A 22,722-nucleotide genomic window follows, 5' to 3' on the forward strand; every position below is an offset into this window, starting at 1 on the left:
CATGAACAAGGCCGAGTTGGCGAGACGTCCCCAGGCGCAACACGCCCTGTGGCACTGGGCGACGCCGCAAGCCCAAGCGCTCCTCGCCACCGGTGACCTGGCCGCGATTCTGCGGTTCTACCGAACCGTGCACAGCATGAACCAGACGGAGCTCGGCGCCCTGCTCGGCTACGACAAGACGACCGTCTCGGCGATGGAACTGGGCAAACGCTCCCCCAAAGACACGACCTCGCGTCGCCACGTCGCCGAGTGCTTGCGCATCCCGCCACACATCCTCGGCGTCACCGACCCCGCCGACACCGATCATCGCGCCATGCTCCAGTTCGGCCAGTCCACGGTCCGCCTGGCGGAAATCGCCCGCCAGTCCGGGCACGCCTCCGAAGCCGTCGCTGAGCTGTGGCCCCTGGTCGCACGGCTGGAAGCACGGGTCGAGGACGGGCACGCCGAACGCGACGTACTGCACCTGCTCGCCCGCGCCCGCGTCGGCCTCGGCGTCGCCCTGGGCAACGTCCTTCCTGAAGAGCGCCTGCCCACCGCCGCCCGCTGGACCGCCAAGAGCCTGACCATCGCCCGCTACTTCGACGACCCCACGTTCACCTCCCACGTGCTGCGCATGCACGGGAACGAACTCCGCAAGGCCCGCCTGACCGGCGCCGCCGTCGACCGCCTTCAGCAGGCCGTTTCCCTGGCCCCTGACGACACCGCCCGCGCCGCAGCCCTGCCCCTGCTCGCCCGCGCCGCCGGAGCCCTCCGCCACGGTCCCCTCTTCGACGCCGCCGTACGCGAGACCGACAGGCTCCTGGAGCATGCGGAGCACACATCGCTGTTCAACCCCTACGCCCTGCATGAGATCCGGCTGCGCGGCCTCATCGCCACCGGCCGCTCCCAGGCCGCCATACAGCTCGTCGACAACGCCCCCGACGCCACCGGTACCGGTGCCCAATGGCGGGTGATCGCCGACATCACCGGCGCCCGCGTCCGGCTCATCGGCAAGGACCGCGCCGGGGCCAGCGAAGCCCTCACCGCCGCGCTCGGCGAGGCCGTCCGACAGCGCCTGCCGCACCAGTTGCAGCGCATCATCCGGGCTGCCTCCGACCAGTTGCCCGACGTACGGGCCACGGCGACCGCGGCCCTGGAACGCATGCGGCAGGAGATGGCGGCCTGAGCCCGTTCCGGTTCCCGACACCGCCCTTACCGAGGTGCGGACGGGCTCCACCACCGGCATCTCGATCAAGAACTGCTCACCGGTCACAGGAGATCTCCTTCTCGGGATCGGCTACGGGGACGGCCTCACCGATCCGCTCAGGCTCGTCCGCGACAGCCATCACCCGACGCTCCATCAGATGCACCACGATGAGCAGCGAAACGACCACCAGCACTCGGTAGGACAGCGGCAGCGGCATGAGGAGGCCGCCAAGGAGATCGAAGAGGGCATGGCCGACGACAAGCGGAAGCAGGCGTTGGTATCGCCGGTAGAGCCAGACCCGGCGTGCGGCGTAGAGGGCCATACCGATGGCGGGCAGCCCGAAGTAGGCATGCAGGAGGACTTCGACCACGCAGATCGTGGTGTAGATCTGCCAGGCCGGGCGGCGCGCGGCCGTCAGTAGCGCGGCAACGGCGGCAACGATGACAACGTCCTCGATGGCCACAGTCCACACGACCATGGCGAGGAGATCACCGATGCCGCCGAGGCCGAGTGTGGAGAGCTGACCGCCCTCCATGACCGGCAGGGCGCCCACGTCGAGGCGGAGGAGGATCTGCAACAGCACGAACGTCAGCGCCGCGCCCATCGCGCACGCAGCGAGTACGGACTCTGTGATGCTCCACGTTTCCCGCCGCCGTTGCCGCCTGTCCGGCGAGCAGGATGGGCGCTCCAGCACGATTCCGTTGGAGCGGGATACCTCTATCGCGAGCCACGCCGCCGAGCAGCCGAAGACGGCCTGCCCTAGCCTGTCGGCGCTGAACGCAGGCACTGCCGCGCAGAGCGTGAGCGTTCCGCAGCCGACTGCCGCGCCGCATTTCAGCAGGCGTTGCCCCGGGGAGACCTTGTCGAAGGTGAGGGTGGTGCGGCCAATCACCACCCAGGGAAGCCAGATGAACAAGGCGGTGGCAGCGCCGAGTTGAAGCACGACAAGGTACTGGTCGGTGCGTGGCGGCCAGTGCATGCCGTACATGGCTCCGACATGCACAACAACACCAGCCAGTGAGCCACTTGTGGCGAGCAGGAGCAGACCACCGGCTCGGAGGAGCAGGCCACGTGCGCCCGGAGTCTTCTGTGGCACGGCCGCCATGCCGGATTCGAGTGACTTCGTCACGCCGTCACCATCGCGGTGGGACGCGGCCGGTGCGGGGCGATGATCTGGCCGTCCGGCAGCAGCTCGCCGGTGCCCTCGAACAACACGACGCCGTTGCACAACAGGCTCCAGCCCTGCTCGGGGTGGAGGGCCACAGCGGCATCTCTGTCCGTCGCCTCGGCGGTCGGACACTTGATTTGGTGCTGGCACATGGGTCTTTCAGCTTTCGGTCGTCGCTATCTGGTCATTTGCTCTTCCCGGCCCTCGCAGAGCTGGGGAAAGGTCCTGGCCCGGCCGGGAAGCAGTTCGTGAGTTGGGGTCCCTACGCGGGAGCAGGGCCCAGAACTCGCCGGTTCTCCACTGCCCGATCTCCGGGCAGGGGCGACCGGACACTGCTCACACGGATGAGCAGTGAGATCAGGAATCCTCAACCTCGATGTCTCGCCGCGCGGGACTCTTGTTCAGCGCCACTTCGCCGGTCATCGCCGGCCGTGGTCGATGGGATCGGCGGATATCGAAATCCGTACGCGCGGCCGGTGACCGCCCCCAGCCGGGAGCCCGGCGAGGAGACGAACGCACCGGTCTTCTGCTGCCACTCGGCGAACAGCTTCTTGTCCTCATCCGACATTGCGACCATGCCGATCGATGGGACGACGACGCCGACCGCGGCTCCTGCCTCTGCCTGGGCCAGCGCCTTCATCCATTGCTCACGCTCGGCGCAAGGAACGGCCACGTAGGCGCGGTCCACAAAGACCGCGACTTCTTCCCATCCCTGCTCCCTCACGTACGCCCGGGTCGGGCGCAGGGCATCGTCGAGGTCCACGCTCTCGCTGGGTGCGATGCACGCGTACACGACCACCTTGGCCGCCGCCGGAGATGAGGCGGGCGGCACCTCCAACAGGCGAATCATGCCGCTCCGCCTCCTGGTGACGGGGCTTGGAGGGTGCACCACGTTTCTCGGCCGCCCCGTCGAACTCCCCAAGCACCACCGTGTTCGTCGGCTACCCACGCCACGAGGAGAAGCCCGCGGCCGTTCTCCGAGTTGGAGTTCGGATTCTGTTCCTTCGGGGGTTCGGAAGAACCGTCTCGAACGGCGATCTCGACCGTGCCTCGCGACCACAGAAGCGAGAAGGTCACCGATCCTTCGCCGTGTTCGAGGGCGTTGGTCACCAGTTCACTCACGACGAGCCGGACCGGCTCCACAAGTTCCGCGAGGGCACAATAGTGAAGACGGGCAGCCGCCAGGCGCCTCATCTGTTCCACCCGTCGCGCGTCGCTTTTCGAAGGAGGCACGCCCGGCGGCCGCTTATCCACCTCGAAGGACACCGACATGAGGTCGTAAGCCGTCTGACTCCGGGATACGGATCTGGCCGCCGTCATCACGGGCATCTCGGCTCGCCGCCCTCTGCCCACAAGCCGACGATCGAGTCCAACAATGCGATCCGGCGTCGAGCACGCACCTCTAGTCGGACGCGAGGGGCCCGCCCCACCGACGAACCGGCCGGAGCGGATCCGGTCGACGCGTCGACAAGCGTAAGTCGCCGTACACGTTCGCCAGATGAGTGCCGCGGAGAGGTCACGTCTCCTCCCCGTCGTACATCACGGGGAGAAGGCGCCCGATCTGCGCGTGCAACTCCGCTGCTTCATCAGCCGTGACGACGAGCGGAAGGTCAGCGACATGGTCCCCGCCTCGGTGGAGCACGAGGGGAATGGCCAGGCGTCCGGCGTGAGTGTGCCGGACCTCCTCGCCGACCACCCGCGCCACCCGATACTCGGGTGTCGTGGTGGTGCTCCCTGAGTGATGCGTCGTCATGGACAAGGACGCTAGGGGGAGTTGGACGGAACTCCCCTGAGAAAAAATCAAGGGAGCTTCACGCTAAGGGATCAGCCGATCACTATGCGGCCATGCCGATGTGCTGCGCGACAGCGCGCACGTCGTCGCGCCATGTCGGCTTCTCCCGCTTCATGAGATCGGTGACGGCCTCGCGTACCAGTGGAGAGAAGACGACTTCCTCCGGCGACTGGGCCGTGATCTTCTTGAGCATGTACACCGTTGCGTAGTCGTCGCGTTGGATGCGGTTGCAGTTCATGACCTCGATCAAGTACCGCGTGCGGCGCTCCAGTGGGAGAACCTCCAGCGCCAGCGATTCCGGCCTCTCGACGTTGTCCGCCAGCCGCAGCGCCTCGGTCGCGTCGCCTTCCTCAGCTGCCAGGTGAACGCCGTGCATCGCGACGTTCGTCGGACCGAAGCACGCGTGCCAGTCGTTCCGATCAAGTCCGATCCGACCCGAGATGCGCTCCGCCTCCCGGTAGAGATCCCAGGCCACCGTCCTTTGGTTCGCACGCACCGCGGCTACCGCGGCTTGGAGGTGCAGGGCGCCGTATGCCGACAAGTGCTCGGCGGACGCGTCATCGCCGGGCTTGCAGCTCGCGATCGTCTGCCTCGCGAGTTCCACGCTGTCCTTTACGTCACCAGCCGACGTGAGCACGCACGACAGGTTCCACGATGCCGCGGCGAGAAGTGCCGGATCGCTGGCGCGTTCCGCAAGCGCCAGCCCTCGGTCAGCTGCAATACGAGCGAGCGTCGGCTCCCTGACGCGGCGAAGCCAGATCTGGAACAGTCCGTAGAGGCTGATGAGCTGCCGAAGTGTCGAACTTTCCATGTCCGAGCCATTGGCGTCACGCAATGCCGCGTGCCCTGCGCGAAGCAGACCCGGAAGCCGCCGTCCTACATCTACGTACCGCTTATTCGTCTGAGTTTCGTACACCGTCCAGGCATCAGTGACGGACGCCGCGAAGTCGTCAGCACTCACGACACCGACGTACTTCGGCAGCAGGGACGACGGAAGCGAGAGCGATTGGCGGATCTCCGGCACATGGGGGTGCTCGGTATTAGGCCCTGTCGCGGAGCCGTGTACGTAGCCCCCGGACAGGTCCTTCAAGTCTTCGGCGTGGAGAACCTGCGCGAGCTTGATGAGCACGGAGATACGGTCGATGGGGAGTTGATCATGCTCAACCTTGTACGCCCAGTTCTCGCCGCGACCGACGAGTTCCGCCATCGCCTTCTGAGACAGACCGCATTGTTCTCGGTAGAAGCGGATGCGCTGACCGAGGGTGAACTCCCTGGCTTGCCTCATGACTTGGCCTCTCTGTGCGCGCGAACAAGGTGCCCCGTCAGAGCGTATGCCCGGTCCGCGCCAGCAACGCGTGATACTGGAGACCTCCTCCCACGGGAGGGCACTCATGGTCCCCTGCCACGCTGGTAGGAGACCCCTGTACGCGCACGTCACGCGAGGAGATGCGTTGTCCTACCGTGGATTGATCCTTGACTTCGGCGGTGTCCTCACCACCCGGATGCGCCTCAACGGAGAAGCCTTCGAGAGGTCGGAAGGGCTCACGCCGGGGGCCTACTTCCACGCCCTCGAAGAGCACCCCGATGGAGTACGCGTGTACGCCGACCTTGAAGTAGGCAGGGCGACCCAGGAGGAGTGGAACCACGTCATCGGAGGGATTCTCGGCATCGACCCGACCGACCTGATGCGACGGGCCTTGGCCAACCTCCGCCCGGAGCCCGCAATAGTCGCCGCCGCGGAGCGCGCCCGTTCGGCGGGGATCAAGGTCGCCCTGTTGTCGAACAGCTTCGGCCTTGAACCCTTCAACCCCTACAAGCAACTGGGGATGTACCAAGACTTCGACGCCGTGGTCCTCTCTGAAGTCGAGCGCGTCCGTAAGCCGTCTGCGGCCATCTATCAACGAACCCTGGCTGCCCTCGACCTGACCGGCCCCGAGTGCGTCTTCGTGGACGACCACGCGAAGAATCTGCCGCCCGCCGAAGCCCTGGGAATCACCACCATCCACCACACCGACGCCGCCGTCACGGCGGCTCGGCTCGATGAGCTGCTGTTCCAATCGGCCACGCGGACGGCCACACAGTGATCGGGGCCTAGCGACGTGGGTGGGTAGGGCCAAAGGCATCGGCGCTTCACCCTCGGGCGGCGCCCGTTCGGGTGACCGTCCCGCGCCGGGCTCGGGCGCCAGCTGCGGCATCCGGAGACAGCCGTCAGGGTGCTCGTCACACCGCGCTTGCGGGTGGGGCGCGCCCACGTCGAGGACGCGAGGCGGACGCACACGACGGGCTGTCGCCGGTCCTGTGGTTCGGTCTGCTGGGTTCGGTCGGGTCACATCTCGAAGACGAGGCGTGCCTTGATCTGGCCGTTCAGGACCTCGGTGATGGAGTCGTTGACCGTGTCCAGCGGGCGGGTCTCGTAGATCACCTTGGTGCGTCCGGCGGCGTGGAGCTGGAAGACCTCGTCCAGGGCGGGTGCCGACGATCGAGCCGATGACCGAGGTGCCGTTCAGGACGGTGTCGAAGATCGGTACCTGGATGGTTCCGTCGGCGGGCAAGGCGACCATGACCAGTTTGCCTCCGCGCCGCAGACCGCCGTAGACGGAGGCGAACGCCTACTCGTTGACGGCCAGTGCGATCGCCGCGTGGGCTCCGCCGTGCCGCTTCAATACCTCGGCAGGGTCCTCCTTACGGGCATCGATGAGGATGTCCGTGCCGAGCTCGCGGGCGAGTTCGAGCTTGTCGTCGGTGACGTCGATCGCGGCGACGGTAGCTCCGGCGATCTTCGCGTACTGCCCGGCCAGGTGGCCGAGGCCGCCGACTCCAGAGATTGCCACGAGCTGGGTCGGGCGGACGTCGGTGTCCTTCAGGGCCTTGTGCGTGGTCACGCCCGTGCAGTTCAGCGGGGCCGTTGCGCGAGGGGCGACGCCGTCGGGCGCCACGGCGGCGAAGTCGGCCGGGGCGAGCATCTTCTCGGCGCAGCCGCCGTCCACGCGGTAGCCGGTGTTCTGCTGCTGCGAGCACGGAGTACCCAGCCGGACAGGCAGCACTCGCAGCGCCCCGGCAGGCCCGGCCCGGCCAGGGCACGGCCACCCGACGCCCGACGGCGAGGTGGGTCACTCCGTCGCCGAGCGCCTCGACCTAGCCGACGCCCTCGTGGCCAGGGACGAAGGGAGGGTTGGGCTTGACGGGCCAGTCGCCGTGGGCGGCGTGGATGTCGGTTTGGCGCAGTCCGGACGCCTCCAGGCGGATGCGTGCCTGGCCGGGAGAGGGCGCCGGGCCTGGCGCCTCCTCGATCACCAACGGCTCGCCGAAGGTCCGGACGGCAGCAGCCTTCATTCGATGCTCCTCGGGTTGATCGGTGCGGTTCCAGAGTTGAACGGCCCGTGCGGCGGCGGCAGGTACTGGACGTCCTCGTGGGTGGGGCCACTCGGCCCAAAACCGAGCGGCATCCGGTGCCTCAGCCGTGAGGCACGACGACAGACAGCGGGATTCCCGACACCGACATCTCCGAGGTGATCGCGCGCGTGCAGGGGTTGGCGGTTTGTCAGCCGGTCGATGAGGAGCAGTGGTGTGGCAGTGATCCCGGCAAGGGCAGGACGCCATCCGCGAGCTCCGGTTCACGGCCGAGAAGTCTTAAACCGTTGGCGGCCCTGGCGTGTCGGCCGCTTAGTCCGGCGGCGGCCCGTGGACGCGCGTCACGGACGTGCCCCCTTGGGGACCAGTTGGGGACCAGACGGTGTTCGCGCACCTGCACGGTAGGCACGGGACCGCACGCTGTGCACCCTGATTCCTGGTTGTATATCCAGACAAAAGCGACGCCCCATACTCCTGGGGGTCAAGGGGTCGCAGGTTCAAATCCTGTCGTCCCGACTCGAAAGAGTCGCAGGTCAAAGGACCACATCAGAGGAATCTGATGCGGTCCTTTGGCCGTTCTTGGCGACCAGTTGGGGACCAGCGCGCGACATAGGTCAGTCCCGAGACGCGGAGCTCCACTTCAAGCGGAGTGTGGCCACGCGCCCACGTCAGTAGTCCGCCCGCACCTACAGCGTGACGCTCGGCTACCTCGGCGCCGTTCAGGTACAGAGGGGAAACCTCGACGAGGCGTGCGCAACGTGGAACGAAGCACTCGACGCCATGACGGGAGTCCAGTCCGGCCGGATGCGTGACCTCATCGGCCGCATCCAGAGCGACCTCTCGCCGGTCCGGCAACGCGGGGCCCGCCGTGTCACCGAGCTGGACCGTCGGGCGCGCAGCCTGCTTCGAACCATAGGCTAATCGCGACGCGGACGCTCAAAGCCCCACACCAGCCCGCGGACCAGCATCGCCCGATGAGAGGGATCAGCACCGGTGACGAAGTACGAGGTCGAAGCGGTCGCAACAGTCGTCGGTGGCCACACCCGCGTGCAAGACGATTACCAGGGCGGGGTCCAGTCGAGGATCCGATTCAACGAGGCATACCCCCTGGAAACCCTGCAGGGCATCGAGGAGTTCTCCCACCTGACGGTGACGTGGCACTTCCATCTGGCACAGCCCGAGGACGTGCAGCTCCACGCCCGCAGCCCGCGGGGCAATACCCAGTGGCCTGCGACTGGAACATTCGTCCACCGAAACCATCGGCGCCCCAACCAGTTGGCTGTCAGCTACCCGAGGCTGCTGGGTGTGGACGGCCGGGACCTCGTCGTCACCGAACTGGACGCTGTCGACGGAACTCCCGTCCTCGACGTCGCGCCGTACTTCGAGCAGATGGGTCCCCGAGGCCCGATCCATCAGCCAGCCTGGCCGGGCGAAATGCTCGCCACCTACTGGCTCGACTCCTCGCAGCGCCCGTAAGCCCGGCAGCGGCGCGAAAGGCCCGCGCTACTACGACTGGGCCTGGGGCGGCATCGGCAGTGACCACCATCGCCACCTGCTCATCCGCCGCAACCGGACCACTGGCGAACTCGCCTCCCGCCGGTGCTGGTCACCCACCGAAGTGACGCTGGCGGGGCTGGGCCGTGTCGCCGGTGCCCGCTGGAGTGTCGAGGAGTGCTTCCAGGCCGCCAAGGGTCAGGTCGGGCTCGACCGCTACGGCCCACTCAGCGGATTGTTGGAGCTGGCGGTGCGACCACTTCGCGCAGCTCGGCGGCGGCCTGGGTCATGAGCTGAGCGAGGGTGGTGTCCGGCTCGGCTAGCCAGCGGGGCATGGCGCGCCGGTGGATCGCCAGCACCACGTCGATGATGAAGCGTGCTTTTCCGGGCTCGACGCCGCGGCGCTCGAGCGCCGGTGCCAGCGCGTCGGCGATGCCTGCGAGCTTGATCAGATCGCGCTCGGCCAGTGCGGGGTTGGCGGCGATCACTCGTCCTCGGCGCAGCAGCAACTCGCGCGGGCGGAAGTTCTCCTCGGCGGTTCCCAGCGCGGTCAGCAGCGCCTCGATCGGGGTAAGGCCCGGGTCGGCCGCTTCGACCTGGGCGACGAGGTGGGCCTCGAGTTCGTTGCCGGCGAAGAGGACTTCCCGCTTGTCGGGGAAGTAGCGGTAGAAGGAGCGCTCCTTCAGACCGGCGGCGCCTGCGATCTGCGCGACCGAGGTGCGCTCGAACCCCTGTGTCTCGAACAGCTCGAGCGCCGCGCGTTCGAGTCGTCCCTGTGCGTCGGATTCCCATCGCGGCATACCCACCAGCGTACGACAACAGGAGCTGTCATCGGCTGATACGGTCGATGACAACAGAGGCTGTCATCAGTAGGGATCGTCATGAAGGCTCTGCAATTCGACCGGTTCGGTTCCCCGGACGTGATCGTGCTCCGCGATGTCCCACAGCCGGAGCCGGGGCCCGGACAGATCCGGATCGCTGTGCGGGCGTGCGGCCTGACACCGGCCGACTGGCACGTCGTCGACGGTCTCCTCGCCGACCATCTGCCGCCGCTGCCGCGCGGGTTCGGCCTCGAGGTCGCGGGCACCGTCGACGCGCTCGGCGAGGGCGTCACCGGCGTCCGGATCGGCGACCGCGTGTTCGGCCCGGCCGCCTTCGACGGCCCGACGGCCGGCGCCGCCGAGTACGCGCTGATGCCGGCCTGGGCTCGCATTCCCGAGGGCGTAACCGCCGAGCAGGCCGCCGCACTGCCGATGGCGGCCGAGACGGCGTGGCGCGCGCTCGACGACCTCGGCGTTCAGCCGGGTGAGCTGCTGCTCGTCCACGGCGCGGGCACCACTGTGGGCGAGGCGGCGGTGCGCTTCGCGCTGCACCGGGGTATTCGGGTGATCGCCACCGCCGGGCCGACTCGGGCAGGCGCCCTGGAAGAGATCGGCGCCCAGGTGACCGCCTACGGCGAGGGCATGGCCGAACGCGTCAGCGAACTGACCCCAGGTCCCGTGGACCGCGCCCTGGACACCACGCCGACCGGGGGCCGGATCGACCGCGCCGACCAGCCCAGCCCGGCCGGCGGCTCGCTACCGACCCTGATCGAGCTGACCGGGGACCCCGACCGTGTCCTCACCGTCTCCGACTTCGCCGCCGCAGCCGAACTGGGCGTCCGGATCACCACCGAGATCCGCTACGACCAGATGAACGAGTTCGCCAGGCTCGCCGGCGAAGGCATCCTGGTCGTACCGGTCGCCCGCACCTACACCCTCGACCAGATCCTGGAAGCGGCCAAGCTCAGCCAATCCCGCCGCCCCGGCGGCAAGCTCATGCTCGTCCTGTGATCACCTTGCTGGCCGGGTCAGGCGAAATGAGTCCACACAACCCGATGTTCACACGGTGACCGCACCCGTTCCCGACCAGGGCCCCTACAAGATCGCGAAGTGGCACTGGAGTACTAACCGCCGTTTATCACCGGGCGCTTGACCGCCCCCTGCTCACTGCCCCACTTCGTCAGGATTCGCTGGTACTCGCCATCCACAATGATCAGGGCGAGCGCTCGGACAAGCGCGTCGCGCAGCTCTAGCGATCCCTTAGTCACAGCGATGCCCCACGGGTGGGGGTCAGCCTGTTGGCCGACGACTTCGAGTTCCTGACCGCCACCGACGGCCTTGGCGTTGTAACTGGCGAGTGGTTGGTCGCTCAGGTAGGCATCAGCTCGCCCCGCACGGACCAGAGCCAACGCTTCCGCATTCCCTGCCTGGGGGACAACGTCGATGCCGTTCTTGCAACTCCCCTTCTGGAGCTTGTCCACGACATCATGCGCCGTGGTGCCACGAGACAGGGTGACAGTCTTTCCGCATAGATCGTCTAGCGACTTGAGGTGATGCGGATTGCCCCGCTTCGTCAGGATCGAGACGCCGACGGAAAGATAGTCGACGAAATCGACCTGCTTCTGTCGCTGCGGAGTGTCCGCCATGGATGACATCACCAGGTCGACGTCATCGGTAAACAAGCGAATCGTCAACGTTTCGAACGGCTCGTTCGCGAAGTCGACTTCGACACCCATTTTTTCGCCCAGGGCCCGTGCGATGTCAATGTCGAGGCCAGTTGCCTTTCCGTCTCTGACGAACTCCATAGGCGCATACCGCAGGTCTGTTCCTACTATCATCGCGCCCCTCTTAATGATACGCTCCGGCACCTTTCTCACCTCGGCGTCCAACGCGACACTCCGGGGGATTCCCACTCCCTTCGGGTTGGTGTGAGACTCCTCGTTGGCGTCGGCGATGAGCCAGGTGGTAGTCGCCAGAATTACAAGGCATGCCGCCACGACCGCGATCTTGGCCCGCAGGGAAATCGGAGACGGAGTCATTCCTCACCGCCGCCCTCTCCGTCGTTCGCCGGCGCGCGCGCCTCGTCACGGGACGGGTCGGTACTGGCGTCGTCCTCCGGCTCCTGCGAGTCGTCGGTCGCCCGGCCAGAGGCGGACCGCCTTCGTGACCTGCCCTGCCACAGTTCACGCAACTGCACTGCGCCCGGTACGCCTCCGACCGCGGCAAGCACCGCGAGCCCCGAGGCGCAGATCACCGACGCGTACTTCTTCGCTGTCGCGGCAGCCTCAGACTTCGGTGATGACGCCTCGACGTCCATGGTGGGAGGTGCCTTCTCTGCCAGAACCATCTTCGTGTCACGGAAATAGGCCGTGGCCGTCAGGTCTAAGTGAACGGTTCCAGCACTCTTGGGCGTGAGCCTCCAGCGCCATTGCACCACTTCGAACCGCGAGGTCACGCTCTGGCGTTCGCTGGACAAGGAGGTGCATCGGATGGCGGCTCCCGAGCAGTGGAGCTTCACACCCATCTGCGCGCCAGTGGAAACCGGAATCTCATGTCCTTTGGAACTCTTGCCCCGGGCACCCGAGATCGTCGTACGGAACAAGGTGGACTCGCCGACTCTGAGCTTCAATTGCTTCGCAGTGTTGTACGTCAGAGTTCCCTGGAACAGGCCATCCTTGGCGCGGGCCACCGCGTGGTTGAAGTCTTCTTGGGTGGGTGGAGGGGCCGGGTTCTCGTCACGGTTTCCGCACGAGGCCACCAGCAAACCCACGATGAGGATGGCGGCAGTGCGCCTGACCCAATGCATGTAGTACACCTGCCTCGATCTCCAGGATCGCCCCAACTCGCCCGGTGCTGCCCGATGTTGAGCGACCGCAAACCAGGATGCCGTACTACCCGACGCCGAGGAGCGAAGAACGGCCATTCGCCTGCCTCACCCGTCCAGGCACGCTATCGGGTGGAGGTAGCACCTTTATGGCCTTCCGCACCGCTGCGCACAGCCGGACCTTGCGGTGCCTGCCATCCACGGTTCCTCATCTGCCCTCAGAGCGCATGGCTCTACTGGCGGCTGGCGAGGTAGAGGCTCCGCATCGATCAAGACGCGCGGACCTTCTTGCCCTTTTAGCCTGCTGAGATGTCCTAGCGGGACACGTGATCGGCCGGGCACCTCCTAGATGTCAAGGAGTGGGTTCGCTGCTGAAGAACAGCGCATTCGCCCACGGCAGACGAGAAAGAGTCCCAAAGGGCTGGAACCTCCTCCGAGACCATGTCAACGTACAACGTCCCGGAAAACACCAGGTCAGCGGATGGAAGTGGGCTTCAGGCGGGCGGCGCGTCGATCCGCCCCGCGACAACCCGCAACCCGCGCCACTCGTTCTGACTACCGAGCGCCCGACCCCACGGAGGTCCACCTGTCGAACCCCGCTATCCGATCTGCCCGCTTCACCGCCCCGTCCTTTTGGCGCTCGGCGCCATGAATGCGTGGACGGCCCAACAGGCTGAGGACTACGGATCTCTGTCGACGGCGCTGTGCCTCTGCGTCTGCGCCGCTGGCCTGTTCGGTGAGGATCCGCTACAACGCGGGTACCGGCGTGACCGCGCCGTCCTCGCGCACGTTGCGGGGCATCCGGGAGCCACAACTCGTCCTGTGGCCCGAGCCGTCGGAGCCCCTGAGCGTGTCGTCGCCCGAGACCTCGACCGTCTCCTCGATGACTCTCTACGACTCGCTACTGCTCTCGGTGTCAGTCCTCGGCTCTAAGCTGGCGAAGCGGAGGATTGGGGGAGGCTCATGCAGGAATACTCGTTGGCTGATGTGCCGCTCGGACCGTTTGAGGGCACGCCGATCACGGTCGTCTGACGTGAAGACTGCACAGGTCGGTTTGGACGCGGCGGTAATGGGGCGGCTGTGCTCTCGCTGTACGGAGTGGGGATCATGGGTACGGCCGACGACCGCGTTGGGGATGTTCCTCCGGGCACTCGGGGGAGTGGGCCTGCTCCATCAGCTGCAGTCCTACACCGAACCTGACGAGGACGAGTGCTGGACACAGGAAGAGGTAGAAGCTGCCGCTGAAGTCCTGCGTTCGGATTCGGCCGCGACGGATGACGACGGGGAGGACGTGCGCGAGGACGCGGAGCGGCTGCAGGGGCTGGTCTTTTCCTACTGGCACGGTGCGGCGGAGAGCCTGCACCAGGCTCAGTCCATCCTCGCTTCCTTCCCTTGGCTTGAGGACTGGTCGCAGCGGGCGTTGTGGGCGAAGGAGGAGTTCCTGGAGACCTTGCGCGCTCAGGTGGCCCTGTTCGTCGAGTCGGCGGGATTGCTCGTGGCTGCGGCGGCGGCAACGATGGAGCGGCCCCGGCTTTCCGGAGAGGATCCGGCCTTCGCCGTATTGGGCAGCAGTGAGAAGGTGTCCACGGCGCTGAACGCGCTGTGGCGTCGGTGGCAGCGCGCGGCCGAGAGCAGCTGGGTGGGGTCTCCGGCTCGCTCGTACATGTCTCACTACCTTGTGCAGGACATCCGCAGTAACCGGAAGGGGCATGACGAAGCGCTGGCCGGGGCGGCACGTCTGATCGACTCCTGGGAGGCCCAGGCTCGCGCTCTGGCTGCATCGGCTGACGGCAAGTCGACGCAGCAGGTCTCCGTGCGCCTGCCCGAGGCCACTGATGAGACAGCACGAGGAGGGCGGGGAGGACTGCTCGAAGGGCTGGATTCGTGGACGCAGGGTGTCGTGGCCACGTGGGTCGTGGGCGCGGACTGGGGGCGCCGTACGCTCACGCTTGACGTTCCTGCCCTTGTCGCGGAAAGGCTGCACGCCCCGTCCAGCGACGTGGCGTGCGAACCGCCTCGCGAAGAGGTCAATGCGATCGAGCCGAGTCGCACCCCAGATGATCGGCCGAGTTCAATCCGCCCCGGGGTCTTCGACGACACCCCGGTCTTCGACCGGCAACCCGTCACTGCCGAACACATCCACGCACTACGGACCTTCACTCGCAGTTCTGACGAGCTCTACATCGTCATCTCGGCGAGCGGCGGAGTCGAAGTCCTACCTCTTGACGTGGTGGAGAGGAGGCTTGGGCAGGGGTGGAGCGGAGTTCTCGTCGCAGGTGCATCCGATCTTCCGGAGAGCCTGATCGGAACGTGGGCCCAGACCGCCAGGTCCGAGCCCGAGGCGAGCGGAAGCCACTGGACGGGTGGTTGCAGTGACGCTCACGATCTGCACTTCGGCGAAGAGTTCGGGGGCACCGACGGCGAGCGTCAGACCCTTCGCCGCACCTACTTCGACGCCCATCGGGCACGCAACCTACGCCTGCTCGCCTTGACGCGAGGGGTGCACGATCTGCGAACCCTCGACGCAGGCAGAGAGCGGATGCTGCCCTTGGCCGTATGGGAGGGGACGCTCGCGAGCGACCGGTTGGACCTCGCGCCCTTTAAGCAACCCGGTGGTGACAGGTGGCACCGAGGTAGCGGTCTCCCGCTGGGGCCTTTGGCCGTAGCCCAGATCTACACCACGAACGCGGATCCGCAGACCGATGGAAAGGGCCACTCACCCCTGTGCCGCCACGCCAGGGAACGCGGTGTCGCTGCCAACGACGATCTTCTGACCGTCACTGACCTGCTTGCGAGAGACGACTTCGACTGGTGCGGCAAGTGTGGGGGTTACGCCGTACGTAGGCTCACCGACACCCAGGTCTCGTTCTACCGGGCCGCCCACCGGCTCCACGCCATCACAGGTCAACTTGACCGGGGTAGGAGTCACGACGATGCCGACACGGTGGTCTCACAGTTGGAGGAACTGGCGGCCTGGCAGCCGATCGACGAAGAAGGCTGGTACACCAGCGATTCCTGGCGTTGGCACGAGGCCATCAGAAACCTCAAACGCAGGGTCGAGAGGGCCCGTCGGCACGAGATCTCCTGAGACGTCGGGCTGGTTTCGGGATCCTCCCCGGGAGATCGAGCCCTCTGGTCTGCGCCATTGCCTTGGGGGCCAGTTGGGGACCACACGGCCACAGCGCGGCGTTCTCCGTGCGGACACGGACGACGAGCCAAGGCGTGTTGGCGATGGTGAAGAGCACGCCGGTCATCCATGCGGTGTGGACGAGGGGCAGGGCGATGCCTTCGAACAGGACGATCAGGTAGTTGGGGTGGCGCATCCACCGGTAGGGCCCGGTGGTGATCAGCGGTAGGCCGGGCACGACGATGACCCGGGTGTTCCAGCGGGGGCCGAGCGCTCTCATGCACCACGCGCGGCCTGCCTGCACGAGGAGGAGGACGGCCAGCGCCGGCCAGCCGATCCAAGGGACGAAGGCGCGTCCGGTGAGGGCGACCTCTACGACCGTCCCCACGAGCAGGCAGACATGAAGGGTGATCATGACGGGGTAGTGGCTCTGCCCGTACTCGACACCGCCGCGGTCGATGGCCCATCGCGCGTTGCGACGGGCGGTGGTCACTTCGACCAGGCGCACGACGGCCACCGCGGTCACGAGAACGAACAGGCTTACGGGGATCGTCATCTGGCCAAGGGACATGTCGGATCGTCCCTCTCACTCTCGGACGGCGGATTCTTCGTCCTGAGCGGTCGTGAGCCGGTGGAGGCGTTCGGCCAGGGCGCGGTATCTGCGGGCACGGTCCCCTGATTCCTCCATGTGGGCGGCGATCTCCTCCTGGGCGTGCTGTCCGACCGGTGTAAGTCCGGTGGCGTCGAGGGCGCCGAGCATGCGGACGAAGGGAAGGGCGACGTCCTTGTAGTAGGTCTCCGGCGAGAGGATGCCCGACCTGGCCAGGGAGCTGATCAGCCGGCCGAAGCCGGGGGCGGCGTGGCCGGGGGGACGGAATGACTTCAGGACTTTGGCCACGGCCCGAAGCGTTCGGTCGGGGTGCATGCGCATACACGCCTGGAGGGTGGTTCGGTAGAAGAGCATGTGCCGGTTCTCGTCGTGGGCGATGCGCTGCATCAGCGCCCCGCAGACCGGTTCGTCGCACAGTCGGCGGATTCCCTGGTAGCTGACGCGGGTGCCGAGTTCCTGGATGGTGACGTAGACCAGAGAGGCGATGAGGTCGCCGCGGTAGTCGATCTCGTAACCGTGCTGCATGTGCGCGGCGCGGGCGTCCTCCAGAAGCACCGGATCGGCACTGCGGGTGACCACGAGGTAGTCACGGATGGCGGTGCCGTGCCTGGCCTCTTCCACGGTCCATCGATTGACCCAGACGCCCCAAGGGCCGTCGAGCGACAGCATTTCCCCGATCACCCGGTGGTAACTGGGCAGGTTTTCCTCGGTGATCAGGCTGTAGAGGAGGCCGTCCCGAGCGGCCGCCTTCAGTTTCTGCTGGGAGGGGTCCCATGCTTCCCCTTCGAGCAGACCGTCGTAGTCACGGCCCTGGCTCCACGGGACGTACTGGTGCGGATACCAGTCGACAGTGGTCCGCAAGTGGGTGTCGAGAGCGTCGGCGACCACCGGTTCGAGGTCGATCAAGATGCGTACGTCTGCGGAGATGGCGGGCACGGTCCGTGACACCTTTCTTACAAGTGCTCGGCAGGTTTCGGTAGCGGCGGGCGGCCCCTACCAGCGGAGGAGGACCAGTTCGATGGCGAACCCCGGCCCCATGGCGGCGACCAGGCCGGGGGCGTTCGCGGGGGGCGGTGATTCCATGGCCGCGTGCAGGACGTCCAGTACGGAGACGGACGAGAGGTTGCCCCGCTCGGCCACGGAGCGCCGGGTGAGCCGCAAGGCGGCAGGCGGCACGTCCAGGGCCTGCTGCACAGCGGTGAAGACCTTCGGTCCACCGCCGTGGATGATCCAGCTCGCGATCTCGTGCGGCGACAGCGCGTGCCGCGAGAGAAGTCCTTGGACGGCCGTGGGCAAGTGCTTCTCCGTGAGCGCGGGGACCTCGGGCGACAGCAGGATCCGGAAGCCGTGGGAGCCGATGTCCCAGCCGAGGACGTCCTCGGTGCCGGGGACCAGCAGGCTGTGGGTGTCCACCAGTTCAGGCCCGGCGGGGCAGCCGTCCCGCTGGGCCCCGAAGGCCACGACGGCGGCCGCGCCGTCCCCGAAGAGGCTGCCGGCGACGATGTTCGCCACGGAGCCGTCCTTGACCTGGTGCGCCAGGGTGCACAGTTCCACGGCGAGAAGGACGGCCACTTGGCCGGGGTGGGCCCGTAGGTAGTCGTGGAGCCGGGCCAGACCTGCGGCGCCTCCGGCGCAGCCGCTGCCGAACAGCGGGATGCGTTTGACGTCCGGTCGTAGCCCGACCCGGTGGGCGAGCCGAGCCTCCAGTGACGGTACGGCAAGGCCGGTGACGGTGGTGCTGATCACCGCGTCGACCTCCTCCGGCTGGACGCCCGCGGTGCGCAGCGCGCCGATCAGCGCCTGTTCCCCCAGGTCCATGGCGGTGTCGAGCCAGATGCGGTTCTGCTCGGTGAAGTCCTCCCGGCGGGCGAGATCGACGAGCTTCTCCAGCGGCAGGGAGAGCGAGCGGGTCTCCACACCCGAGCTGGCGTGGATCTTGCGGAGTACCAGAGCGCCCACCTCGGACTCCAGCAGCGTCGTGCGGGCCAGGGCAGCCAGGATCTCTTCCTGCCGGTATTGATACGGCGGGAACGCCGTCCGGATCGCCGCCACTCGTGGGCCGGTGGCCGCCGACGGCCGACTGCGGTCATGTGTCGCCTGAGCCATCGACATCAGCTTCCGTCTTCCTTCACAGGTGTAGTGATCAACAACGGGGTCCTGATACGGGCCGGAGTCCACCAGTTCGCCGGACCGAGGGCCGCCATGGTGGCGGGCACCAGAACTCCCCGCACCAGGACGGCGTCCACGAGCGCGCCGAGCGCGACGCCGATGCCGATGAACTTGAGCAGGGCGACGTCGGAGGTGGCCATGGCCGCGGTCGAAATCGCCACGGCGGCCGCAGCGGACGTCATCAGTCGGCCGGTGCGGGCGACGCCCTCGATGATCGAGGTGCGGTTGTCTCCGCAGCGGTCGTACTCCTCCCGGATGCGGCCGAGCAGGAAGACCTCGTAGTCCACCGACAGGGCGAGCGCGATGAACAGGACGAACAGCAGCGTCGAGGCGTCCAGCGTTCCCGTCGCCGTGAAGTGGCCGAACACGGCGCCGCCGTGGCCGTCCTGGAAGAGAACGACGAGCGCGCCGAGGCTCGCCCCGAGGCTGGCGGCGGCCACGATCAGAGCTTTGAAGGGGGCAACGAGAGAACGAGTGAAGGCACCAAGGAGAGTCAGGAGCCCCACAGCCAGCAGAGACAGGCACCACGGAAGGGCACCGAGGACGGCGTCCGCCGTGTCGACGGTCTCCGCGGCTCGCCCGCCCACCACCACGCTCCCCGGGGCGGGAGTTCGTCGTACCTCGCCCACCACGGTGTCCGCCTCCGGCGTGCCGGGGGCGGCGGACGTGGCCGCCAGCAGCACGAGGGCCTCACCGGACGGATCCACGCGCACGACGCGGACACCAGTGATGCCCGGAACACGGGCGAGTCGGTCGCCGTACGCCGGTGCACCGTCCGTCGCCCGCGGCCCGGTGACGACCACGTTGAGCAGCCGCTCCGGTGGCGCGGTGAACTCGGCGCGCACACGCTCGGCCGCTGCGGCAGCCGGAGCCGACGAAGGCAGCGTGCGTTCGTCCACGATGCCGAGTTGAGCGCGGGTGAAGGGCAGGGCCAGCAGGGCCAGCAGCAGTACCGCCAGGCCGCCCGCCAAGAAGGGCCGTGCGGTGACCGCGGACGCCGTGCGGTGCCAGAAGCGACTTCCGTCACCGGTACGGGCACGCCGCCACCGCGCCAGCGGGTCCCCTGCCTGGGCCCGGGAGCCGAGCAGCCGCAGACAGGCGGGCAGCACGGTCAGGGCGACCAGCGCCGCCAGCACGGTGACGATCATGCCCGCCAGGGACAGCGCGCGCAGCATCGGCACCGGCACCACCAAGGCGGTGGCGAGGCATACGGTGACGGCGGCGGCGGAGAAGGCGACCGAACGGCCACTGGAGCGGCGGGCGGCCGCCAGCGCCGTGTGAAGGTCCGCGCCCCGCGAGGTCTCCTCCCGTACGCGGGCCAGCACGAAGAGGCTGTAGTCGACGGCCAGGCCGAAACCGATCGCCGAGGCGGCGTTCACCGCGACCCGTGACACGTCGGCCACCTGCGCCAGCAGGCCCAGGACCGGGATGGTGCAGCCGATGGCCAGCGCGGCCACGACCACGGGCAGCAGCGCGGACACCACGGACCCGTAGGCGAAGACCAGGACGACGAAGAGCACCGGCGCGGCCAGCAGTTCGGCCCGGCTCAGATCGCGCTCGATGGTCTCGTCGATCTCCCGGTTGGCCCACACCTCGCCGCTGGGTTCCACCCGCATCCCCGGGGCGGCCGAGCGGGCCGCCGCCACCACACCGGGCGCCACCTGTTTGCGTTCCTTGTCCGTCCCCTTCAGCCGCACGGCGACCAGCAGAGTCCGTCCGTCCTCGGAGCGCAGCCACGGGTCACCGGTGGTCTGTGCCGACCACACGGTCTTGACGTCGCGCTGCCCGGCCAACTTGGCCGTGATCGCTGTGGTGCCGTCCCGGACGGCGGCCCCGTGTTCACCGTCGCCGGGCCGTGCGACGCCGGTGCGCTGGGAAACGGCCAGGAGCAGATCGGGCGAGGGTACGCCGAGCCGCTCTGCCTGCCGTCTGGCGCGCATCGCCTCCGTGTCCGTCGCGACGGCGCCGCCCGTGCTCAGCGCCGAGAAGGCGACCGGGGCCAGCACCCCCGCGCACACCGCCGCCAGCAGGGCGCTCACCACCACCCACCAGGCCCGGCGCCGCACCGCATCCATCCACGTGCCTCCGTTCCAGACGTTGCGTCCGGCTCCCGTCAGGAAGCCGTGAACACCGGCTCCCGTCAGGAAGCCGTGAACACCGGCTCCCGTCAGGAAGCCGTGAACAGCAGAACGGCGTTCTGGCCGCCGAAGCCGAAGGAGCAACTGATCCCCGCGTCACCGCGCGTGGAGCGGGGACGCCCGGCCACGACGTCCAGCTTGTCGTCCCCGTCCTGGCCCTCGAAGTTCGCCACCGGCGGGACGGCCCCATGGCGCAGCGCGAGGACCGTGTACGCCGCCTGAATCGCCCCGGCCGCCCCCAGCGCGTGCCCGACAACGCCCTTGGACGCGGTGACCGGCGGCCCCTCGTCACCGAAGACGCGGACGAGGGCTCGTGCCTCGGCCGCGTCGTTCAGCGGGGTGGAGGTGCCGTGCGCGTTGACGAGGCCGACGTCCCTCGGCCCGCACCCGGCGTCGGCGAGAGCGGCGTGAATGGCGCGGACCGCGCCGTCGCCCTGTGGGTGCGGGGCGAGGGGATGGTGCGCGTCGGCGCCGGCACCGTAGCCCCGCAGCAGCGCCAGGACGGGAGCCCGGCGGGCCCGAGCCGCGCCTGCGCGTTCGAGGACGAGGACGCCTGCGCCCTCGCCCAGGACGAAGCCGTCACGTCGCGCGTCGAACGGCCGACTGGCCAGGTCCGGTTCAGCCCTGCGCCGGGACAGTGCCCGCATCCGCGTGAAGCACGTGGCCGTCATGCGCGAGCGAGCCGACTCGCTCCCGCCCGCCAGCACGATGTCGCAGGTACCGGATCGCAGCAGGTCCCGGGCCACTCCGATCGCGGTGGCGCCCGACGCGCAGGCGCTGGCGGTGGTGAAGTTGGGGCCGCGTACGCCCAGGTCGATGGCGACCTCCCCCGCGGCCATGCTCGGAACGCTGCGCGGGAGTGCGAGCGGCGAGACCCGCTCCGGCCGTCCTGCGCCGAGGTGGCCGAACTCGGTGACGTACGTACTCAGACTGTTCGATCCCACGCCCAGCACGACACCGACCCGCTCCGCTTCCCAGGTACGACGATCGAGGTGCGCGTCTGCGACGGCCCGCCGGGCGGCGACGAGAGCGAACTGGATGAAGCGGTCCCCGCGTCGCGCCGACGCCCGACCGAGTTCCTTCTCGGCGTCGAAGTCCGTCACCTGGCAGGAGAAGTCGACGGGCAGGCCCGCCAGTTCGGGGTCCCTCGCGGCCAGCGAGCGCCCCCGGCACAAGGCCGCCCAGTTCGCCTCCGTCGTATGCCCGGCCGGAGTCACCAACCCCAGTCCGGTGACCGCGATCTCAGCGTGCATGCTCGAACGCCCGAGCTGCCTCGCCCAGGGTCGAGGACGGGCGAAGGTCCAAGGCGTTCTCGGGCAGGACGATCCCGTACTCCTCCTCCGCCGCCACTACCAACTCCATCAGCGATAGCGAGTCAAGGTCGAGACTCTCGAAGGTCGTTCTGTCGGAGAGCTCACCGGCGTCCACCTTGACGTTGAAGTGGCCGGTCAACAGGGCCACCAACTCCTCGGGAAGGGCCGACTCCGCCGTGCTTTCCTCCGCCTGCCCCATGCCTGGGCTCCTGTTTCCTCGCTGCGAGAGGTACTGCGGTACTGCCTGAGTTCCGCCGTGTGAACGTCGCAGAGGGGTGCAGGAAACGATTGATCACTCGTTAGGGTTGCAAGCTTGTCGGTTAGTCACCTTTTGGTTTGTTCGGCAGGTTTTGCGCACCCGGCTGGCCGTTGTTCTCGGCGCCGGAATGTCACGCGCTCGGCCGCTGCCTCGTCTCGGGTTCAGAAGACCTCGATCAAGGGCGGCGTCTTCTACCAGCTGCGCGGCAAGGACCCCGTAACCGAGGGCTACATGGTGTCCAGCGCGGTCGTACAGCTGGTCACCGGAGTCGGCCTCATCTGGACCCGTCTCGCCCTCGAACTGCCGGTGTCGCACGCGAAGATGGGCGTGAAGCTGGCCCTCGACGTCCTGGTGGCACTCGTCGCGCTGATAGGGATGCGCACCAGAGCGGCCTGGGCCTTCTACGCGGTGGCCACGGTCACGGCGGCCGCGGTGGTCGTGGCCGTCGCGTGGAAATGACCGACACCGCG

20 protein-coding genes and 3 pseudogenes are annotated in these 22,722 nt (G+C 67.9%); 8 read left to right on the forward strand and 15 right to left on the reverse strand.

The features are described from left to right. Position 1: 1 nt before the first annotated feature. Complete coding sequence (locus tag KY5_RS42335) at positions 2-1,165, forward strand: helix-turn-helix transcriptional regulator (RefSeq protein WP_199843399.1); 1,164 nt, start codon at positions 2-4, stop codon at positions 1,163-1,165. Positions 1,166-1,241: 76 nt separating this feature from the next. Here the strand turns inward: KY5_RS42335 and KY5_RS36715 are convergent, their stop codons facing one another. From KY5_RS36715 to KY5_RS43315, 4 genes are all read right to left on the reverse strand, one after another. Continuing rightward, positions 1,242-2,315: a hypothetical protein gene (locus KY5_RS36715; protein ID WP_159072685.1), complete on the reverse strand. Its 1,074-nt coding sequence runs from the start codon at positions 2,313-2,315 to the stop codon at positions 1,242-1,244. Next, positions 2,312-2,506 (reverse strand): DUF5999 family protein, encoded by a 195-nt coding sequence (locus tag KY5_RS36720; protein WP_098246249.1) that lies wholly within the window; start codon positions 2,504-2,506, stop codon positions 2,312-2,314. Before KY5_RS36720 ends, KY5_RS36715 begins: the two co-directional genes overlap by 4 nt. A gap of 215 nt (positions 2,507-2,721) precedes the next feature. After that, positions 2,722-3,204: a hypothetical protein gene (locus KY5_RS36725; RefSeq protein WP_098246250.1), complete on the reverse strand. Its 483-nt coding sequence runs from the start codon at positions 3,202-3,204 to the stop codon at positions 2,722-2,724. Next, positions 3,201-3,683, reverse strand: coding sequence for an ATP-binding protein (locus tag KY5_RS43315; RefSeq protein WP_098246251.1), 483 nt, complete (start codon positions 3,681-3,683; stop codon positions 3,201-3,203). The genes KY5_RS36725 and KY5_RS43315 overlap by 4 nt, the downstream gene beginning before the upstream one ends. A 169-nt stretch (positions 3,684-3,852) precedes the next feature. Here KY5_RS43315 and KY5_RS41980 point away from each other — a divergent pair, with 169 nt between their 5' ends. After that, positions 3,853-4,092: a hypothetical protein gene (locus tag KY5_RS41980; RefSeq protein WP_159072687.1), complete on the forward strand. Its 240-nt coding sequence runs from the start codon at positions 3,853-3,855 to the stop codon at positions 4,090-4,092. A 97-nt stretch (positions 4,093-4,189) separates the two neighbouring features. Here the strand turns inward: KY5_RS41980 and KY5_RS36740 are convergent, their stop codons facing one another. Further along, positions 4,190-5,431, reverse strand: coding sequence for a helix-turn-helix domain-containing protein (locus KY5_RS36740; protein ID WP_098246253.1), 1,242 nt, complete (start codon positions 5,429-5,431; stop codon positions 4,190-4,192). A gap of 166 nt (positions 5,432-5,597) precedes the next feature. Here KY5_RS36740 and KY5_RS36745 point away from each other — a divergent pair, with 166 nt between their 5' ends. Beyond that, positions 5,598-6,230 (forward strand): HAD-IA family hydrolase, encoded by a 633-nt coding sequence (locus KY5_RS36745; protein ID WP_234363036.1) that lies wholly within the window; start codon positions 5,598-5,600, stop codon positions 6,228-6,230. A 242-nt stretch (positions 6,231-6,472) separates the two neighbouring features. Here KY5_RS36745 and KY5_RS36750 read toward each other — a convergent pair. After that, positions 6,473-7,479 (reverse strand): annotated as a pseudogene (locus tag KY5_RS36750) (zinc-dependent alcohol dehydrogenase). Positions 7,480-8,100: 621 nt separating this feature from the next. On the opposite strand from KY5_RS36750, the pseudogene KY5_RS42820 reads away from it, so the two are divergent. Further along, positions 8,101-8,418 (forward strand): annotated as a pseudogene (locus tag KY5_RS42820) (Tat pathway signal protein); the annotation flags it as partial. Positions 8,419-8,490: 72 nt separating this feature from the next. Continuing rightward, entirely contained in the window at positions 8,491-8,973 is a 483-nt protein-coding gene (locus KY5_RS36760) for an SAM-dependent methyltransferase (protein ID WP_098246254.1), read from the forward strand. A gap of 245 nt (positions 8,974-9,218) precedes the next feature. Here KY5_RS36760 and KY5_RS36770 read toward each other — a convergent pair whose 3' ends face one another. Then, positions 9,219-9,791, reverse strand: a complete 573-nt coding sequence (locus KY5_RS36770; RefSeq protein WP_098246255.1) for a TetR/AcrR family transcriptional regulator — start codon at positions 9,789-9,791, stop codon at positions 9,219-9,221. 81 nt (positions 9,792-9,872) lie between these two features. Here KY5_RS36770 and KY5_RS36775 point away from each other — a divergent pair, with 81 nt between their 5' ends. Continuing rightward, complete coding sequence (locus tag KY5_RS36775) at positions 9,873-10,823, forward strand: NADP-dependent oxidoreductase (RefSeq protein WP_098246256.1); 951 nt, start codon at positions 9,873-9,875, stop codon at positions 10,821-10,823. A 113-nt stretch (positions 10,824-10,936) separates the two neighbouring features. Here the strand turns inward: KY5_RS36775 and KY5_RS36780 are convergent, their stop codons facing one another. Further along, entirely contained in the window at positions 10,937-11,809 is an 873-nt protein-coding gene (locus KY5_RS36780; RefSeq protein ID WP_159072688.1) for an ABC transporter substrate-binding protein, read from the reverse strand. Positions 11,810-11,847: 38 nt separating this feature from the next. Further along, positions 11,848-12,627 carry a hypothetical protein gene (locus KY5_RS36785; RefSeq protein ID WP_098246258.1) on the reverse strand — a complete coding sequence of 260 codons (780 nt, stop codon included), beginning with the start codon at positions 12,625-12,627 and terminating at the stop codon, positions 11,848-11,850. Positions 12,628-13,669: 1,042 nt separating this feature from the next. On the opposite strand from KY5_RS36785, the gene KY5_RS36795 reads away from it, so the two are divergent. Beyond that, a complete protein-coding gene (locus KY5_RS36795) occupies positions 13,670-15,724 on the forward strand; it encodes a hypothetical protein (RefSeq protein ID WP_159072689.1) in 2,055 nt (684 codons plus the stop codon). A gap of 91 nt (positions 15,725-15,815) precedes the next feature. Here the strand turns inward: KY5_RS36795 and KY5_RS36800 are convergent. The 6 genes and pseudogenes from KY5_RS36800 to KY5_RS36825 all read right to left on the reverse strand — a co-directional run. Next, positions 15,816-16,319: pseudogene (locus KY5_RS36800) on the reverse strand (isoprenylcysteine carboxyl methyltransferase family protein); the annotation flags it as partial. A gap of 30 nt (positions 16,320-16,349) precedes the next feature. After that, positions 16,350-17,309 (reverse strand): acyl-ACP desaturase, encoded by a 960-nt coding sequence (locus KY5_RS36805; protein ID WP_234363037.1) that lies wholly within the window; start codon positions 17,307-17,309, stop codon positions 16,350-16,352. Between the two features lie 57 nt (positions 17,310-17,366). After that, positions 17,367-18,485 (reverse strand): type III polyketide synthase, encoded by a 1,119-nt coding sequence (locus tag KY5_RS36810; protein WP_234363038.1) that lies wholly within the window; start codon positions 18,483-18,485, stop codon positions 17,367-17,369. Next, entirely contained in the window at positions 18,485-20,617 is a 2,133-nt protein-coding gene (locus KY5_RS36815; RefSeq protein ID WP_098246262.1) for an MMPL family transporter, read from the reverse strand. The genes KY5_RS36810 and KY5_RS36815 overlap by 1 nt, the downstream gene beginning before the upstream one ends. A 92-nt stretch (positions 20,618-20,709) precedes the next feature. Continuing rightward, positions 20,710-21,933 carry a beta-ketoacyl-[acyl-carrier-protein] synthase family protein gene (locus KY5_RS36820; protein ID WP_098246263.1) on the reverse strand — a complete coding sequence of 408 codons (1,224 nt, stop codon included), beginning with the start codon at positions 21,931-21,933 and terminating at the stop codon, positions 20,710-20,712. After that, entirely contained in the window at positions 21,923-22,192 is a 270-nt protein-coding gene (locus KY5_RS36825) for an acyl carrier protein (RefSeq protein WP_098246264.1), read from the reverse strand. Before KY5_RS36825 ends, KY5_RS36820 begins: the two co-directional genes overlap by 11 nt. A gap of 291 nt (positions 22,193-22,483) precedes the next feature. On the opposite strand from KY5_RS36825, the gene KY5_RS36830 reads away from it, so the two are divergent. Next, entirely contained in the window at positions 22,484-22,711 is a 228-nt protein-coding gene (locus KY5_RS36830; RefSeq protein ID WP_234363039.1) for a hypothetical protein, read from the forward strand. Positions 22,712-22,722: the final 11 nt, after the last annotated feature.

It is taken from the genome of Streptomyces formicae, assembly GCF_002556545.1.
Lineage (GTDB): Bacteria > Actinomycetota > Actinomycetes > Streptomycetales > Streptomycetaceae > Streptomyces > Streptomyces formicae_A.

Bases quoted from the DNA above. Each gene is read 5' to 3' on its own strand.
- KY5_RS42335 (WP_199843399.1), top strand. From the start codon at position 2: ATGAACAAGGCCGAGTTGGCGAGACGTCCCCAGGCGCAACACGCCCTG.
- KY5_RS36720 (WP_098246249.1), bottom strand. From the start codon at position 2,506: ATGTGCCAGCACCAAATCAAGTGTCCGACCGCCGAGGCGACGGACAGA.
- KY5_RS36725 (WP_098246250.1), bottom strand. From the start codon at position 3,204: ATGATTCGCCTGTTGGAGGTGCCGCCCGCCTCATCTCCGGCGGCGGCC.
- KY5_RS43315 (WP_098246251.1), bottom strand. From the start codon at position 3,683: ATGCCCGTGATGACGGCGGCCAGATCCGTATCCCGGAGTCAGACGGCT.
- KY5_RS41980 (WP_159072687.1), top strand. From the start codon at position 3,853: ATGAGTGCCGCGGAGAGGTCACGTCTCCTCCCCGTCGTACATCACGGG.
- KY5_RS36740 (WP_098246253.1), bottom strand. From the start codon at position 5,431: ATGAGGCAAGCCAGGGAGTTCACCCTCGGTCAGCGCATCCGCTTCTAC.
- KY5_RS36770 (WP_098246255.1), bottom strand. From the start codon at position 9,791: ATGCCGCGATGGGAATCCGACGCACAGGGACGACTCGAACGCGCGGCG.
- KY5_RS36775 (WP_098246256.1), top strand. From the start codon at position 9,873: ATGAAGGCTCTGCAATTCGACCGGTTCGGTTCCCCGGACGTGATCGTG.
- KY5_RS36810 (WP_234363038.1), bottom strand. From the start codon at position 18,485: ATGTCGATGGCTCAGGCGACACATGACCGCAGTCGGCCGTCGGCGGCC.
- KY5_RS36815 (WP_098246262.1), bottom strand. From the start codon at position 20,617: ATGGATGCGGTGCGGCGCCGGGCCTGGTGGGTGGTGGTGAGCGCCCTG.
- KY5_RS36820 (WP_098246263.1), bottom strand. From the start codon at position 21,933: ATGCACGCTGAGATCGCGGTCACCGGACTGGGGTTGGTGACTCCGGCC.
- KY5_RS36825 (WP_098246264.1), bottom strand. From the start codon at position 22,192: ATGGGGCAGGCGGAGGAAAGCACGGCGGAGTCGGCCCTTCCCGAGGAG.
- KY5_RS36830 (WP_234363039.1), top strand. From the start codon at position 22,484: ATGGTGTCCAGCGCGGTCGTACAGCTGGTCACCGGAGTCGGCCTCATC.